The sequence below is a fragment of the Candidatus Tokpelaia sp. genome, from assembly GCF_008636115.1.
Taxonomy (GTDB): domain Bacteria; phylum Pseudomonadota; class Alphaproteobacteria; order Rhizobiales; family Rhizobiaceae; genus QLZD01.
Genome location: NZ_QLZD01000053.1, coordinates 1 through 14131, shown reverse-complemented (window position 1 = coordinate 14131; position 14131 = coordinate 1). Strand labels below are relative to the sequence as shown.

Genomic DNA, 14131 nt, shown 5'->3' with positions numbered 1-14131 from the left:
TATCTAAGAAAGGGCGTATTCGGTTGCTTCTTTGCTAAAAATGCCAAAGGTCTTTTTGCCCGAAAACTCCCAGAAATCCCGATTAAACAAAAATGTGTAATCGGAAATGCGCCGCTCTATCCACTGCTTGAACGGCGTCTTTACGCCCAAAAAGGTGTGCAGCGCCCTTGCGTCCACCGTTTGCACGGCCTCGCCTTCTATTTGCTTTTGGGTGATGGGGATAAATATTGCATTGGTCATAGTGACCTCCTTTTGGTGTTTGTTTCAAAAACACGCGCCAAAGCGCGCCGGGTGGTTGAAACACAGCCAAAAGTCTGCCTTTTTGCTTTCCCGCTTAAGCGGTGTTTTATGGCAAAAAGCCACCCGGCGGATAGCGGCAAGCCGCTATTTCGGTATTTTTTTATGGGGAACACTTCTCGGGGTGTTGCCCGCTTTTGGCTTTGGTGTGTTTCAAGCACCGTGCCTTTTTTATTGCATTTTCCACTTGCTTTGGCAAGCAGTTTTTTATAGCGTGGCGCAAATATTTTTAGAGGAGAATCACATGAAAAAATTCTTGCTGGCCGCTTGTGCCATCGTGGCTTTGACCACCGCAACACAGGCAGAAGACGCCGCCCCGCAGAAAATCAGCTCTTTTGATTTTCTCATCAATTATGAAGAGCTGAAAAACCCTGTTGAAATAACAGATTGCCAGGCTTACGGCGTCAGCGTTGATTTTTTCATGTGTTCTGTCCGTTCAAAATCCGGTCATATAGGCGCTATTCGTGTTGGAACAGATGATTTACCCAAAAAACAGCTTGTCTACGGGCTTCAAGACTGCGCTTCTATCACAGGCGACAATGAAAAGGCCTGTAAAGCTTTGGTGACTGGCTTACCTTATAAAACATCTATGGGGCAAGCAGGTATTCAGGCCTCTGCCGTTAAATGGCTGTCAGAGAAATAAATATCTGACGGCAGGAAATTCCATGTGTCTGATACGCGCAATAATACTGCTATTTATATTCATCATGATAATTGTCGGCGGCATCGGCTCCTGGGTGGAAAAAACTGCCAAAGAGGTTAATACTACCAAAGCTGCAGCCTCTACCCAAGAGGCCGGCAGATAAATAAATACCTGCCGGCCTCTTGGGCCGCCGCCTCAATTCGGCCAGACATCTTTGCCATTGACCTTATGAATGCCAGCAAACAGGTCATATTCAAACAGCGGCACATTTTGGGTAGATAGCTTCTGCGTCATAGCCGCAATGGTCACCTCAAAGCTCTGCTCGCTATTCTCACCCAATTTATGGCCACGCTCACCCTGCTTGCTGGGGTAGGTTTTGACCATGGTCACCAATCGGCCACTTGTCGAGGAAAGCCCGTCTGTGTCAAACTTGTCCAGATAAGCGTGCAAAAAGAAACGGCATGTCTTGGTCGGGTTATAAAGCGCGGCAATCAGCTCCGGCTCATAATATTCAAAATTGATGGTGGCCTTCAGGCTGTCCATAGCGCGGCTTGGCAAGTCAATCACGCCAATCATGCCCAGTGCCTCGTGTGTCACCATTTTATAGGCCATTTCGCCGACATTAAATTCCTTCACACGCCCTACCATGCGCTGATCGTCCAGATAAATATCGGCATTGGTGATATGCCCAAGTGAAATCGGTTGTCCCATTTTGTCCTCTTATATTGCTTTGCCCGGAATGGTGCAGCGGCTAATGCCGCCTATGCCGGCTGATTATTCGCTCAAGCCCAGCGCTTCCTTCGCGTAATTGATATTCAGCTCACTTGTCACCGTCAGCCGCTCCATAATTCCCACCGGCTGCATGTCCAGGCTGTAGTAAAAGTGCCCGTCCGCAATATCGCGCGATGTCGTCTTTGCGCGATCAAAGCGGAAGCTGCCGCCGTAAAGCACACTTTCCCCCACTTTTTTGCGGATAAAAGCGTCAACATCGTCCTCAATCAGCTCCAACATATTGGCAGAAGCGATACTGTCTATGCGCGACAGCAGATAATAAAGCGCCGCCTCATGCACCATATCAAACACCCGGCGGCAGTTGATAAAGCACATTTGCGAGCTTGATGTCGGAAAGGCGGCGCTGCGATTGCCCCAGAACCTGAAGCCCGTGCCAAAACTCTGCATGAAAGTGATAATGCCGGCAGCATTCAGCGCATTTGTGTCGCTGTCATACTCGCCCGGGGTAAAAACCACCTCATGTTCCAGCCCCATCACATCATTGAGCGGCTTGTTGCTGGGGGAATGCTGATAGCCCAGCGCCAAATCCATAGCGCAAATCTCGCCGGCCAAATGGGCGGCGCCGTCTTCCGCCACCGGCTTGTCCTGCTTAAGGTCATAAACCAGCGGCGCCGGCCAGATCAATGCCAGGCGTTCTGACGCCGTATTATAATCCCCGCCCACCCCGCGGGCGCGTATGGCTGCATTCAGTGTAGTAATGCCGGCGTCCATATTAACCAGCGCCATCGCCTTTGTTTTATCCGCCAGCCTGTCCATTGCTGCCCGCACGCCCATATTGCCGGCAAAGCCCGGCGCAATAATCAGTTTCGGGTTAAAACCGTATTCACTGTAGCTGCCGGCCGCCAATTCTAATCCGGTATAACGGCCGCTTATACTATCATAACCGCCGACAATATCCGCCGCCTTGACTTGCGCAATATCAGGCAGGCCGTCATTGCCGACATGCACTGCCGGGTCAAATACATTGACAACAATCACGGTAGCACCGCCCATCCCGTTAATGCTCTTATTGAAAATCGCTTCCAAAGCAGCGGGGATAGTATAGGCCTGCGTCCTGTCTACCGCACCAAAAGCCTCGGCCGCCTGCCGCTTATTGCGCACAATAATCCGCTTATTGACATAATCGGCAGCATTATCCTTATGCAGCTCATGCACCGGCGCCGTGCCGGCGATAAATACAACGGCAGAGCGCACATCGCGCACAATGCCCGCTTCATTGCGCGCTTCAATAATTTCCGGGCCATGATGAAATTCAGCCATTATTTTTCCCTTTTTTGTCTTGTTTTACCAAATCAGCTCTGCTTTTTGCTGCCGGCACAGCCTCCTGCAAAAACCCGCCGGCAATCAGCGCCTGCACCCGGGCATTATCAGCCGGCAAATCATAATCACGCCCCGGCAGAGCCAAGCCCTCAAACACAATCTGGCCGCTGCCATCGGCAAAAGTCAGATAATCCGGCCGTCCTCTATATTTATACCGCATGAGCACGCACCCTTTCGTCCATATAGGCGGGCGCCGGGCAGCTATTGCTAAACTGCATCACAAAGCGCCAGCCGCCTTCAATTTGCGCGTCCAGCCGGTCAGAAAGCACTTTGCACGGCGTTGCGCCGCAAAAACTCTGCCCCTGCAAGGCGCGCCGCACTTCTTCCAGCACCTCATTGGCGCCAATAAAGCCGTCTTGCGCCCCCTTCAGCGAACGCACCAGCACATATATGCTCCATGTCAGCACCCGTGCCGGCGCATAAATCCGCATTGGGCTGGTATCATCACCGGTAAAACTACTGCCCTCATATTTTACAAACAGAGCGCCTTGCAGACCTTGAAAATCAAATTTCTGCGCCTCTTCATCAAAAGCGGCAATATGGGTAATGCGGCCGGGCATTTTTTCCACCAAACGGGCAAGTATTGCCTGCTGCAACCTGTCTAACTGGTTGCGCGGCTCCAAAGCCCCCTGTTTTATCGCTTCTTTTATCGGATCGCTCATCTGTCCAAATATCCCTTAAACGCCGGCTTCATGCGGCTCTGCCTGAACCCCAAAAAGTTGCAGACTTTTTGGATAAGGTGAAAGGCCAACAAAAACCGCCATACCGCATCATCTGTCCAAATACCCTTTAAAAGCCGGTCTCATGCGGCTGGGCGGCACTACGGCAGAAACAGCATTGGCAACAGTCGGCCCGTCCGGCTGCTCACCGTCTCCGTCTGTGTCCAGCGTAATCATGCCATTGGCAATATCGCGTAAAGCCTTCAACGCATCGTCATAACGCTGCTTTACCACTTCGGCCATATCGCTGCTTTGCCCGCCCAGCCCGCGCAGACGGTAGCGGACAATGTCATAAGCCAAGCCGCTCAACAGCGGTGGCAGCACGGTAAAGCCGCGCGGATAGCGGGGGCGCACATAGCCTTCAATCAGCGCATCAACGGCCATAATTTCAGTCTGTGCCCTCTCGCGGTCTATCCGCCTGTTGCCGCGATTGCCGGTGCCCAAAATCTGATCTGCCTCATGCTCCCCCAACCGCGTCAGCAGATCATCAACCGTCAGATATTTTGTATTTATCGCCATTGTCTGACGCACCTCTATATATAATGAGTGGTAAGGCAGGCGCTTTTGCCACGCCTGCCTTATTCCATTTATTTTTTGGCCGTGCCGGCAGCGGCGGCTTCGGCTGCTGCTTTGGCACTTGCAGCCTCTGCTTCGGCGGCAGCGGCCCGCTTATTGGCAGCTTCAAGTTCCGCCGCGGCTTTTTTCAACGCCGCTTCCGCTTTTGCCGTATTGGCCGCCAAGGCCTTTTCCACTTCATCATTGATAAGAGCCGGATTAGCGGCCAGATACTGGCTCACTTGTGCTGCCAGAACGGCCTCATTTTGCGACACAGAGGCACTGGCAAAAAGCTTTTGGGTTTTGCCGCCATCGGCACTGCCGCCGCCATCACCCTGCTTGCCCGCAGGGGAGCGGAACAATATGCCGCCTTCGGCGCCGGTAATATAAGGGCGCTTTTCTTCCGTAACGCCATAAACCCAGCTTTTTTTATTGCCCTCCCAACGCGCTTCTTCCACTATTGGATAGCCGGACAGCGTGTAAGTATAGCCGAATGCCGGCACCATATAATTGCCGTCTTTGGGGGAATAGGTGAGCAAAACATCATTGCCCCATACATCTTCTGCCGGGTCTGTATCTTTAGCGTTTTCGGCCAGAGCTACTGCCTCACCAACAAGCACCTTTTCCACCTGAAAATAGGCGGCAAGCATTTCCATCGTCAAACTGTCCGCGGTCGTGTATTTAAACTGCTCTTTAATCACCGGGTGCAGCGACAGCACATCAAAAACACGGGGCGAAAGAGTAAGCATATTCGGCCGGCGCCCAATCATCAGGCGCACAATATTGCCTGCGGCTTTAATGTCCGCCGCCGGGTTGCTGGTCGCTTCGCTCCAGCGCTGGGCACCTGTCAGCTCAATCACATGGCCTGTCGGGTAATTGACTGGGTCGCGCAGCAAACTGGCTGTTGCTACCTCATTACCAAGCGCGATTATATCCTGCACAACCTTAACACTATGCGCCGCCAGATCCACATTCGGCACAGCGGCCGCGTCCTGCATCAGCTCAATGGGCACTACGGCGTCCAGCGCGTCCTGGCGCAAGGCCACCGGGTCAGCCGTATAGCCAACGGCAATACGCTTTGTTTCCGCTCCGGGGGCGCGGCGCGTGTCCAGATATTGGCGAAACGCCTCTTTGCCGAAACGCAAAACTTTCATCGAGCGGTTGGGGATAGGAGTAGTCGGCAGCAAAAGCTGGCCGATAAATTCCGAGTTTTTATAACCACGCGCATATTCCGTCAAAATCGGGTCAATTACTTGCGCCTGCCGGTTATTCATCTGTGCCATAATTCACATTCCTTTAAAAAATATAATCTCATTTCATTCCCGTCAGGCATGGCCGGCACAAGCGCGCAGGCCTTGGCCCGTGAGCCGCTTAGAGGCTGCCGCGCAGCAGCACTTTCACAAGGCCGCCTTTGTCTGCATTTGACAAGGCAATGCCAAAACCGTTGCCGCCGGATTTCGGCAGGCCGTCATCATCAGGCGTCAGAGCATCACCTTGCTTGATCGCGCTGCCCGCCATCAAATCCACCTGACCTATGGCCACAATCTTCAGGCCCCTTTCAAGGTCAAATTCGTCCGTATCATGCGCCGCCACCCCCTGCACGGCTTGGCCTGCCTTGGCAATCCGCCCGTCAAACCCCACCGCCTGGCCTGCTTTAATCTGCTCTTTGGGGATAATTGTGTAGGCGAGCGTCTCAATCGCCCCTCTAAAGTAGTTTTCTTGTTCCGCCATGTCTCAATCCTCATTATTTGCCGGCGCATTGCCGCATAAATTACTTCTCTGACCGCATAGCGGCCTGCTTACTGCCCTTGCACGGCCTCAACGCATTTCAGCCAATCGACATCAGGGTGCTCTGCCTGATATTTTTTCGCTTTGGCATAAAGGTCGTCTTCATCTTCCGCCACGCTATAGCCGTCCGGTGCGGCAAGCGAGACACGCTTATTCTGCTTTTCGGGCGGCACGGCTTTGCCAAAAGGCACCACCTGCGGCAGGCCGGTCAAAACTTCCTGCAGCGCCGCCGCGGCCGTGCCGGTGCGGCCATCGGCAAAGGATACGGTGGAATTCACTGCCGCCGCGTCCAGTGCGGCCACCAGCACATCTTTATCTTTTGGCAATAATTTGCCATCTTTAATCAGGCCAGCGGCAAAGCTCACATGATTGCTATGAATAAGCGCCTGTGCTTTTGTCTTGAGTTCTTTTTCCTTGGCAGCCACGGCCTTTTCCCGGGCGGCAAGTGAGGCAGAGAGAGAAGCATTATCTTTTTTCTTGTCTTCCTCTTCTTTGTCCTTTTCTGGTTCTGCCGGCGCCGGCGTGTCGCTGGCAGCATTAGCGGCGGCAGTTTCCGCTTCCTCTTTTGCCTTTTTTGCCGCTTCTTCCGCCAAAACCTGCGAAAGTTCCTCATTATCCATCAGGCTGTCGGCCTTTTCCTGCCCCAGCGCTTTAACAAAAATTGCCTTTAATTTATCGAGGAATTCCATTGCCTTGCCTTTCCAATCATTTTCTGTAAGGGATATTTCAACAATCCGCCCATTGCCCGCGCGCAAATGCACCGGTTTGAGGCCGGTCACCGCCGGTGCCGCCGCTCCCAAAAAGCCGACATGGCGCAAATAATATGTGCCGGGCCGCGGATTAGCCGGGCTGTCAGGCATATGGAAGCTGGCCGAAATCTTTTTAAATTTTTTATCCCGCACAGCCTGCGCCAGGCTTGGGGCAACATCGCCAATATCGGCAATCAGCCGGTGTGTATGTCTGTCATAGCGCAGCCCCTGCACCCAGCCATAGGCAGGGTCATTATCTACCGGGTGCCCCAAGACCGCCGGCGCATCAAATTCCGGCGTATATTTCGCGGCAACATCAGCCAGCTCGGCATCGCTAAAGGTGACGCCGCTGCCGTCCGAGCTTTCAAACTTGCCCGGCCGGCAAATTTCCACCGTCAAATTTTTGGGGTAAGCAGTCGCCATGCCGGCCTCGCGTTGCGGTTCAAATCCGCTATCAGCATGGCCTGTGCACCGGCATAAAAAAACGGGCACAATGCCCGCTTGTCGCTTTTTTTAAATATTTTTGCGGGGGCGCTCCACCCGCCGGCATTAAAACAAAATCTGACGCCTGTCTGACGCGGCTCCAGCGGTTTTTCCACTTTTTAGCGCCCATTACCCGCCAAAAGCGGCGAGGCGCACCAGCGCCGCTTTACTGCAACCTAGTCTATTTCCGCCTGGTCTTCAATCTGTCCCAGTCGTGTGTTTCACACACTCCTCGCCTCTTGTTCAATATCCAGCCAGTCCAGCAAAGCATCGGTTGCCGCCTGTTCATCTACCTCACCAAAGCCGATATAAGGGCGGGCTGGAATAGTTACCTTTTTCAGGAATATTGCGCGGTTCGCGCCGGACAGGCCGGGTATACGCAGCGCCTGGCTGTCTTTCGGCACAATCTCGCCGCCAAATTGATGGATTGCCGCGTCAACCGTATTCGGCCCCAGCTCAAGGCGATTATTGATAATATTGTAGGAAACGGAATTGCGCAGCCGCCCAGTGCGCAGCAATATCGGCTTTGAGCTGCGCCGCAGCATTACTGTTAGCGGCGCCAGTTCCTGCCACATTTTGCCATCAGGGTCTTTGCCGCTATCAAAACGCTCACGCGTGGTTTGCAGCAGCGCTTCGCCAATATTTTTCAGCGCGCCGGGAATATTGGCAGCGCGGGCCTCAAGTGTGGCCAGAAACTGCTCCAGCCGCCTTTTGGTTGCCTCATCAAACTCTATTTTGAATGTCGCCAGCACTTGCTTATCTCCCGCGTTTTTGCTATATTGAGTGCGCGACTAATAACCCAGATGCTGCACAAGACAGATGACCAAGGGAATTAGCGTCAAAGCCGCCTCTTGTGTGCGGCTTTTTATTTGCGCCGATAAAGCAGCGCGCCATGCCGCTGCCCTTCAATATACCGCTCCCGTTTTCCAGAACTGCCGCGAGTAGGGAATAATGTGCTGCCGCCCCACCCGTCTTTGCCCCAGCTAAAGGCAGAAAATACCGCTAAATCCGGATCAAAGCGCACATAGCGGCGCTTTAGCATCATATCGCCTGTATCTCTGTTCTTCTCCCAATCAACCCAGATTTCGTCCGGGTCAATCAGAGCCTCAAAAGCTTTAAGCAAGCTGCTCGCCCTGCCTTGCTTAAAGACCTTCCAACGCCCATCGCCCGTTTTAAACATCGCGTCAGAGACAGCCACTGCCTGCCCGGCTTTGTCGCGGATAAGCTTTGCCCCGTCTGCCCCGCGCCTTGCCCCAACCAGGCCTAAAATCTTGTCGACATACCACTCGGCCGGCTTGCCTTCCGGCAATTCCTCGGCTTTGCTCGGGCGCGCTATCTGGCGCAAAGGCACAAGCTTTGCCGGCGGCGAGCTGCCTTTATCCGGCGTCTCTGCGCTATCCGCCAGCGGTTTTTGCAGTTCTTTCGGTATCAGCCCTTCTGCCCAGTCCTTGCCCGGCGCATGGTTCCAGCCAAAACCTATGCCCTGCGGCACAAATTCTGTTTCACCAGTTGCCGGGTCAACCACCCGCCGATTCGGCAAATTCGGGCTAGTGTCGGGGGCAAACCGCCCCAGCCGCTCCATCTGCCGCCGGCTCAACGGCACAACGCCGCAAGTGCAGCCCCAGCCATTGGGCGGATAAATCTCTTCCCATGCCGGGTCATCGCAGCGCAAAATCAACCCGTCAAGCGCCAAATGGTGGCTCCGCGGTGTTTTCGGCCGGCGGGTAAAGCCGTGCTTATATTGCCAATAGGGTCGTGCTCTGACCATATCCGGGTCGGTCATTTGCTTATAGCGCCCGGCCGCATAGGCGGTGCGTAAATTGGTCTCATAAATAGTGCGCGCCCGCCATGCCCGGCCGGCAGGGCTGCTTTCACCTGTCCACCCCGTCCAACCATGCTTTGCGGCGGTTTTTTCAAAATCCTTGGTAAATTCGTCTAATCGCGTGCCCTTGTCCAGAGCGTCATCAACCGCGCGGCGCAAATCATTGAGCAAAGCCTCTTTGGTTGCCCCGGCCACTACAAAAGCGCGGTCATGGCTGCGGCCTTCAATGTCCCGCCATGTTTTGCTTGGCAAATTGACTTTTTGTTTCAAATAGTCAATCGCCTCTTTAAATGGGGTTTGAAAGCTCATTTAATGCTCCTCAAATCCCGTCAGCTATGCGGCGCGTATCCTCGTGCACATCATCTCGGCCCATTAACTCCCCCACCGCCTGCGCATCGGTCAGGATTTCACCAAGCGGCATTGTATCAAGCTCTGGGTAAAGCGTCAGCAAATCCACCCGCATCTCTTCCAGCGTTTTGCCGGCAGCCTGTGCTTGCTTAAGCCGGCTCTTTATCATTTGCAGCCAGCCGTCAATCACCGGCTGGCTGGCATCTTCAATCTGATCCAATATAGCCTGCAAACCGTGGTCATGTTCCGCCGGCACCGGCGCCGAAAAGCCGAAACTGCCGGCAGAGCTGCCAAACCCGCCAATGCCGCCGGCGGCCGGCTCACTTTTTCCGGCGGCCAGAATATCGGCATACACAGTCTTATCCGCCTCGGTCAGCAATTCCACATCATCATCGAGAATTGCTGAAAGGCTGGCTGTCAGCCCCTGTTTCGGCTTAAAACCGCATTGCAACAGCCCTTTCATATTGTCCATATCGGCTTTAATACGCCCTGCCCGCGCTTGGCGATATTGCTCTTCCGCCAACTGGTTTTTTGACCGCGGCCGGTAAATGCTGGGCACAGGCGCACCGGGCATATTAAAATCGACAATCCATTGCGCCAGAGTGCTGCTAAGGGTCGCCGAGAGCAAATCACTGTCAGCATCTGCCACGCCGTCAGACACTTCCATATGCGTTTCTGCCGCCGCCCGGCTGCCATCGTCCGTTAATGATGTGGACAAATTTTCGCCCAGAACGGCAATGCTGGTCTGTTCGTCCCAATAGCTGCACCAGTCGCCATAGCTCACTTTTGCATCGCGCGTGCTCTCTAAAAACTCCACCTCGCTGCCCAGCGGCAGCACCAGCGCCCCTTGCTGCACCATAGCCGCTAATTTATCCAGCAAACGGTCTTGCTCATCAGGCGGCGTCCCCAGCGGATATTTGCCTACCGGCGTGGGGCTGGCATATTTTTCCAGAAAATTGCCCCAAAAGCCGACCCCCTCGCGCTTGAATAAAATATGCCAATAGAGAATACGGCCAAGGCCGCGCCCGTAAGGGTCACTGCCGTCAAAATCATGGCGGTGGACAATAAATTTGCGGTCGGGCAAAGCTTCGCCCTCACCGCTATCCTGCCTGGTCAACAAGCGGGGGCGCCCTTCAGGGTCAAACAAAAAGCGCCTCTGCGGCTGGCGGGCAATGGCGCGCGGCAAAATCAGATTATCCACCAGCTCCCACTCAATTTCTGCCACCGCATAGCCGTAAAGCACAGCGTCCAGCAGTCCTTTGCAGACAACATCAAAATTAATGCGCTTCAGGGCCTTTTCCACCAGCTCGGCCGCAGCCTGGGCGCGCGCATCATCTTCTTCAGCCGCTTCCACAACCCAGTTGCGGGCGATAATTTTGTCTTTGCGCTTATTCAGCACGCTATAAGCATGCCCGTCCTCCAGCACTTCGTCATAGAGGCGAATGCCTTTGCCGGCACCCTTCATCAAGATTGTGCGATCTTGCGACCGCATCGCCTTGGTGTATTGCGGCATATACACATCATTCTGGTTGGTGGCCAGAATGCGGAACAAATTAGCGCTGATAGCTGCCGCCTGCACCGCCGCTGCCGGCTTTGCGGCAGCAAGATCAACGCGTTTATGCCTGTTTTTGCGCTTGCTCATAAATTATACCCCGCTGCAAATCCCGGCCGCCGGCGCGGCGCGCTCTTTATGCCGCCTGTGCCGGTCATTGCCTGGGCAGCAAAGCGGATAGCATTGACCCACAGCATTTCCAGACAATCAGGCCCGTCATCATGGTCACCGTCCGGCCATTGCGTTAATTGCTCAATCAGTGTCCGCTGGCTTGAATGGAAGCGAATAGCCCCCATCACCACATGCGGCTGCAGGCTCTCAATGCGCAAGGCTTTGTCGGTATTGGGGATAATCGGCATGGCCGGCAGCACAATGCCGCGCTGCAAGGCTCGTTTCATCAGCTCGGTGCGCAAAAATTCCTGAAACTGCACACTCTCGACAAACCATATCTGACAGTGATAGCGGCTTTGCATCGCCAAAATATCTTCAATAATCTTGTCCGGCGTGCGCTTCCTTATGCTCGCTTCAACAATATCCATAGTCGGATATTCACCGCTTTTATCAATGCCGCCTACCAGAATGGCGCTGGGGTCGCGCTGCTTGCCCCTTTTGCCAAGGCTTGGGTCAACCGCGCCAAAAAGCAAAAGATCGCGCTTTATTTGCGCCCAGTAGGTTAAATCCTCAAGTTTGAAGGCTGAATTCTCGGAGACAGGCTCACCTTGTTGCTCACTGGCAAAGGCGGCCGGGCTTTCAGCCCGCTGCAGCATCAGTCTTTCCAAGCTCTGCATAGCCGGCCAATTCAGCACAGCGCCTTTATCCATTTCCGCTTTGCGTACTTGATAAAAAGCATGGGCAGCGGCCGCGCCTTCATTGCGCAAAGTCTCTTCCCATTCGTCCCATAAATCCATTGCCTCTGGCATGTCCATCAGCGCGCGGAAACGGGCGCTGCGCCAGCCCGGCCGCGCCGCATTGCGCAAAATCACGGCATCATAATGCAAAACAGTGCCAATATGCAGCAAATCCATGCTGTCATCAGCGGCGCCAAGCTTCAGCACTGCTTTCAATATCCAGCTTTCCAGCTTATTGCGTTGCTCGGGCGAGCGAACATTTTCATCATTTTCCACATCGTCCAGAATAACCAGATCCGGCCGGTGCGCGCCGTGCCGCCTGCCGCGCAGTTTCATACCGGCACCAACCCCCTCGATTCGACAGCCGTTTTTTATGACAATCTCTCCCTCCCGCCATACCCGCCCTTTGCCGAATATTTCGGGGAAATCCATAGCCAGCCGCTGGTTGCTCTCCAGTTCGGCCTTAATTGCTTCCAGCGCCAAAGCTGCCTGCGCATAAGCGTCCATGATAATGATAATGTAATGGCTTTTGCCGATAAGTGGCCGCCAGATCGGATAAATAAGGGATACAAGGGTAGATTTTGCGGCACCGCGCGGCGCAATATCCACCTCGCGCACTCCGGTCATAGCAGTTGATGCTGCAATCTCCGCCAACCTTCTGAATAAATAATTGTGCAACAGGCTCGGCGCCGCGGTCAAATAATGCGGGAAATAAGTCTCGGCAAAAAATTTAAAACCGGCAACCGGGTCAAGAGCCTGCTTGCGCCGCCTGGCCACGGCGGCCGGGTCAGGGTCAAAACCGCTGACATTGGCATCAATGCGGGCACGCATGGCTGCCGCCATTTTGGCCAATTCATCGCTAAAGCCGGTTTTGGTAAAGCGCCGACCGCCGGCGCTCAACAGCCTATCGCCCATCATATGCCTCTGCTATTTCATCGCCAAACGGTTCCAGAAGCTCCAGCAGCGCCGGCGCCAGATCCGGTCGTGTCCGCCCGGCAAAGGCAGACAGGCGCTGCAGAACATCATAGGCCACCCCAAGCTCACTGATTTTCGGCGCCGCGCGGCCGGCGGCAGCCACTGTTTTATTGAAAGCATCGGCGAGGCCGGCCAAAAGCTTGGTTTTATCAACCGCCGAAAGCGCTTTATCACCCTTGATTGCGTCCATCACAGCGCGAAATTGCACGGCAAATTCTTCTAATGCTGCGGCGATCAGCTCGGTATAGGCTTCACCGGCAACAAGGCTGCCCGCCCGCGCCGTGTCCCAATCATCGCTATTCTGCCTGGCTTCCGCTTTCCACCGGCGCAAAGTGGCCAGCGGCACCTTCAACAGAGTGGCAACAGCCGGCAGCGTCTGCCGGTTCAGCACATAATGGCTGCGCGCCTGTTTTTTCTTGTCTTTTCCATGCGCCATGAGCCACCTCAATAAATGCTTGGCCGCCGCACGCCGGCCAAAAAGGAACGGCGCTCGATATGGTCAAGCCCGGGCGGCAACAATGTCGCCACCTGCACTGTGCCGGCTTTTTCCAGCCGAATTGCGCCTAATTCTTCCAGCTTGGCCAACTGGGTGCGCAAATAATCGCGGCTGCGCCTATGGCCGAATTTGTCTAAAGTTTCGTGCAGAACAGTCTCATTCAGCCGATTATCAGAAGTCATGCTCAACGCCTTCAAGAGCGTCAGACGCACATCTTCCTCAACCTTCTGGCCGAGCAATCCAAAATCAAGGCTCATTGTTTGTTTCCTTTCGCATTTTCAACCAGCATAGTGGTCAAATTTTCAGCTAAAGTCTTTAATGGTGCCAGCCCGGCGCTCATGGCTTTCATATCCCCCTTCATCTCCGTGATAGACAGTTCCAGGCGGTGCAATGTGCCTTTATCCGGCAGGCTTTTGATAGCCATTTCCAGCTTTTCCACCCTGTGATTTGTCTTCAAACCCGTCTCTTTCAGAGCAGCTATATCTTTGGCATGCTGCTTATGCCCGCGCGTAAATATCCCCCACACTGCAGTGCCGACAGAAATGCAAAGGGCAATAAAAGCCAATATTGCCGACAAATCGGCAAGCGTCAGGGTCATATTCATGCGCGCTTCTCCTGTTCAGCCTGGCAATCCACACATAAGACGATTTGCGGCATCGCCTTCAGCCGCGCCGGCGGGATAGGTTCACCGCAATGGCGGCAATAAACCTCTTCTCCGGGGGCTACTTTGTCCGTGCCCATCAT

The 14131-nt window shown here is 54.2% G+C and carries 18 protein-coding genes; 1 reads left to right on the top strand and 17 read right to left on the bottom strand.

From position 1 onward, the window contains the following. Positions 1 to 3: 3 nt before the first annotated feature. Positions 4 to 240, bottom strand: coding sequence for an antA/AntB antirepressor family protein (locus DPQ22_RS09050; RefSeq protein ID WP_210244028.1), 237 nt, complete (start codon positions 238 to 240; stop codon positions 4 to 6). A gap of 55 nt (positions 241 to 295) precedes the next feature. Between DPQ22_RS09050 and DPQ22_RS08560 the strand changes: the two genes are divergently transcribed. Then, on the top strand, positions 296 to 940 hold the full coding sequence (locus DPQ22_RS08560; RefSeq protein ID WP_150215163.1) for a hypothetical protein: 645 nt from the start codon (positions 296 to 298) through the stop codon (positions 938 to 940). A 195-nt stretch (positions 941 to 1135) separates the two neighbouring features. Here DPQ22_RS08560 and DPQ22_RS08555 read toward each other — a convergent pair whose 3' ends face one another. The 16 genes from DPQ22_RS08555 to DPQ22_RS09470 form a co-directional block, all read right to left on the bottom strand. After that, the gene (locus DPQ22_RS08555; protein WP_150215161.1) at positions 1136 to 1651 is read right to left on the bottom strand and encodes a phage major tail tube protein; all 516 of its coding nucleotides are present in this window, start codon (positions 1649 to 1651) and stop codon (positions 1136 to 1138) included. 63 nt (positions 1652 to 1714) lie between these two features. Then, positions 1715 to 2992: a phage tail sheath family protein gene (locus DPQ22_RS08550; protein WP_150215158.1), complete on the bottom strand. Its 1278-nt coding sequence runs from the start codon at positions 2990 to 2992 to the stop codon at positions 1715 to 1717. Then, positions 2985 to 3212: a hypothetical protein gene (locus tag DPQ22_RS08545; RefSeq protein ID WP_150215156.1), complete on the bottom strand. Its 228-nt coding sequence runs from the start codon at positions 3210 to 3212 to the stop codon at positions 2985 to 2987. The genes DPQ22_RS08550 and DPQ22_RS08545 overlap by 8 nt, the downstream gene beginning before the upstream one ends. Continuing rightward, on the bottom strand, positions 3202 to 3714 hold the full coding sequence (locus DPQ22_RS08540) for a Gp37 family protein (protein WP_150215154.1): 513 nt from the start codon (positions 3712 to 3714) through the stop codon (positions 3202 to 3204). Before DPQ22_RS08540 ends, DPQ22_RS08545 begins: the two co-directional genes overlap by 11 nt. A 108-nt stretch (positions 3715 to 3822) precedes the next feature. After that, a complete protein-coding gene (locus DPQ22_RS08535; RefSeq protein WP_150215151.1) occupies positions 3823 to 4290 on the bottom strand; it encodes a DUF1320 domain-containing protein in 468 nt (155 codons plus the stop codon). Between the two features lie 68 nt (positions 4291 to 4358). Continuing rightward, on the bottom strand, positions 4359 to 5609 hold the full coding sequence (locus DPQ22_RS08530) for a hypothetical protein (protein WP_190323210.1): 1251 nt from the start codon (positions 5607 to 5609) through the stop codon (positions 4359 to 4361). Between the two features lie 88 nt (positions 5610 to 5697). After that, positions 5698 to 6057, bottom strand: a complete 360-nt coding sequence (locus DPQ22_RS08525) for a capsid cement protein (protein WP_150215147.1) — start codon at positions 6055 to 6057, stop codon at positions 5698 to 5700. A 68-nt stretch (positions 6058 to 6125) separates the two neighbouring features. After that, the gene (locus DPQ22_RS08520) at positions 6126 to 7286 is read right to left on the bottom strand and encodes a hypothetical protein (RefSeq protein WP_150215145.1); all 1161 of its coding nucleotides are present in this window, start codon (positions 7284 to 7286) and stop codon (positions 6126 to 6128) included. 281 nt (positions 7287 to 7567) lie between these two features. Continuing rightward, positions 7568 to 8098 (bottom strand): phage virion morphogenesis protein, encoded by a 531-nt coding sequence (locus tag DPQ22_RS08515; protein ID WP_150215143.1) that lies wholly within the window; start codon positions 8096 to 8098, stop codon positions 7568 to 7570. Positions 8099 to 8211: 113 nt separating this feature from the next. Continuing rightward, entirely contained in the window at positions 8212 to 9477 is a 1266-nt protein-coding gene (locus DPQ22_RS08510; RefSeq protein WP_150215141.1) for a PBECR2 nuclease fold domain-containing protein, read from the bottom strand. A gap of 10 nt (positions 9478 to 9487) precedes the next feature. Beyond that, a complete protein-coding gene (locus DPQ22_RS08505) occupies positions 9488 to 11158 on the bottom strand; it encodes a DUF935 domain-containing protein (protein ID WP_150215140.1) in 1671 nt (556 codons plus the stop codon). Beyond that, entirely contained in the window at positions 11155 to 12834 is a 1680-nt protein-coding gene (terL, locus tag DPQ22_RS08500; RefSeq protein ID WP_210244027.1) for a phage terminase large subunit, read from the bottom strand. Before terL ends, DPQ22_RS08505 begins: the two co-directional genes overlap by 4 nt. After that, entirely contained in the window at positions 12821 to 13327 is a 507-nt protein-coding gene (locus DPQ22_RS08495) for a DUF1804 family protein (protein WP_150215138.1), read from the bottom strand. Before DPQ22_RS08495 ends, terL begins: the two co-directional genes overlap by 14 nt. A gap of 8 nt (positions 13328 to 13335) precedes the next feature. Continuing rightward, positions 13336 to 13644 (bottom strand): hypothetical protein, encoded by a 309-nt coding sequence (locus tag DPQ22_RS08490; protein WP_150215136.1) that lies wholly within the window; start codon positions 13642 to 13644, stop codon positions 13336 to 13338. Beyond that, entirely contained in the window at positions 13641 to 13991 is a 351-nt protein-coding gene (locus DPQ22_RS08485; protein WP_150215134.1) for a DUF2730 family protein, read from the bottom strand. Before DPQ22_RS08485 ends, DPQ22_RS08490 begins: the two co-directional genes overlap by 4 nt. Further along, on the bottom strand, positions 13988 to 14128 hold the full coding sequence (locus tag DPQ22_RS09470; RefSeq protein WP_425305166.1) for a TraR/DksA family transcriptional regulator: 141 nt from the start codon (positions 14126 to 14128) through the stop codon (positions 13988 to 13990). Before DPQ22_RS09470 ends, DPQ22_RS08485 begins: the two co-directional genes overlap by 4 nt. Positions 14129 to 14131: the final 3 nt, after the last annotated feature.

What these genes read in the sequence shown, in the direction of transcription:
- DPQ22_RS09050 (WP_210244028.1), bottom strand. Translation starts at nt 240, where the DNA reads ATGACCAATGCAATATTTATCCCCATCACCCAAAAGCAAATAGAAGGC.
- DPQ22_RS08555 (WP_150215161.1), bottom strand. Translation starts at nt 1,651, where the DNA reads ATGGGACAACCGATTTCACTTGGGCATATCACCAATGCCGATATTTAT.
- DPQ22_RS08550 (WP_150215158.1), bottom strand. Translation starts at nt 2,992, where the DNA reads ATGGCTGAATTTCATCATGGCCCGGAAATTATTGAAGCGCGCAATGAA.
- DPQ22_RS08545 (WP_150215156.1), bottom strand. Translation starts at nt 3,212, where the DNA reads ATGCGGTATAAATATAGAGGACGGCCGGATTATCTGACTTTTGCCGAT.
- DPQ22_RS08540 (WP_150215154.1), bottom strand. Translation starts at nt 3,714, where the DNA reads ATGAGCGATCCGATAAAAGAAGCGATAAAACAGGGGGCTTTGGAGCCG.
- DPQ22_RS08535 (WP_150215151.1), bottom strand. Translation starts at nt 4,290, where the DNA reads ATGGCGATAAATACAAAATATCTGACGGTTGATGATCTGCTGACGCGG.
- DPQ22_RS08530 (WP_190323210.1), bottom strand. Translation starts at nt 5,609, where the DNA reads ATGGCACAGATGAATAACCGGCAGGCGCAAGTAATTGACCCGATTTTG.
- DPQ22_RS08525 (WP_150215147.1), bottom strand. Translation starts at nt 6,057, where the DNA reads ATGGCGGAACAAGAAAACTACTTTAGAGGGGCGATTGAGACGCTCGCC.
- DPQ22_RS08520 (WP_150215145.1), bottom strand. Translation starts at nt 7,286, where the DNA reads ATGGCGACTGCTTACCCCAAAAATTTGACGGTGGAAATTTGCCGGCCG.
- DPQ22_RS08510 (WP_150215141.1), bottom strand. Translation starts at nt 9,477, where the DNA reads ATGAGCTTTCAAACCCCATTTAAAGAGGCGATTGACTATTTGAAACAA.
- DPQ22_RS08505 (WP_150215140.1), bottom strand. Translation starts at nt 11,158, where the DNA reads ATGAGCAAGCGCAAAAACAGGCATAAACGCGTTGATCTTGCTGCCGCA.
- terL (WP_210244027.1), bottom strand. Translation starts at nt 12,834, where the DNA reads ATGATGGGCGATAGGCTGTTGAGCGCCGGCGGTCGGCGCTTTACCAAA.
- DPQ22_RS08495 (WP_150215138.1), bottom strand. Translation starts at nt 13,327, where the DNA reads ATGGCGCATGGAAAAGACAAGAAAAAACAGGCGCGCAGCCATTATGTG.
- DPQ22_RS08490 (WP_150215136.1), bottom strand. Translation starts at nt 13,644, where the DNA reads ATGAGCCTTGATTTTGGATTGCTCGGCCAGAAGGTTGAGGAAGATGTG.
- DPQ22_RS08485 (WP_150215134.1), bottom strand. Translation starts at nt 13,991, where the DNA reads ATGAATATGACCCTGACGCTTGCCGATTTGTCGGCAATATTGGCTTTT.
- DPQ22_RS09470 (WP_425305166.1), bottom strand. Translation starts at nt 14,128, where the DNA reads ATGGGCACGGACAAAGTAGCCCCCGGAGAAGAGGTTTATTGCCGCCAT.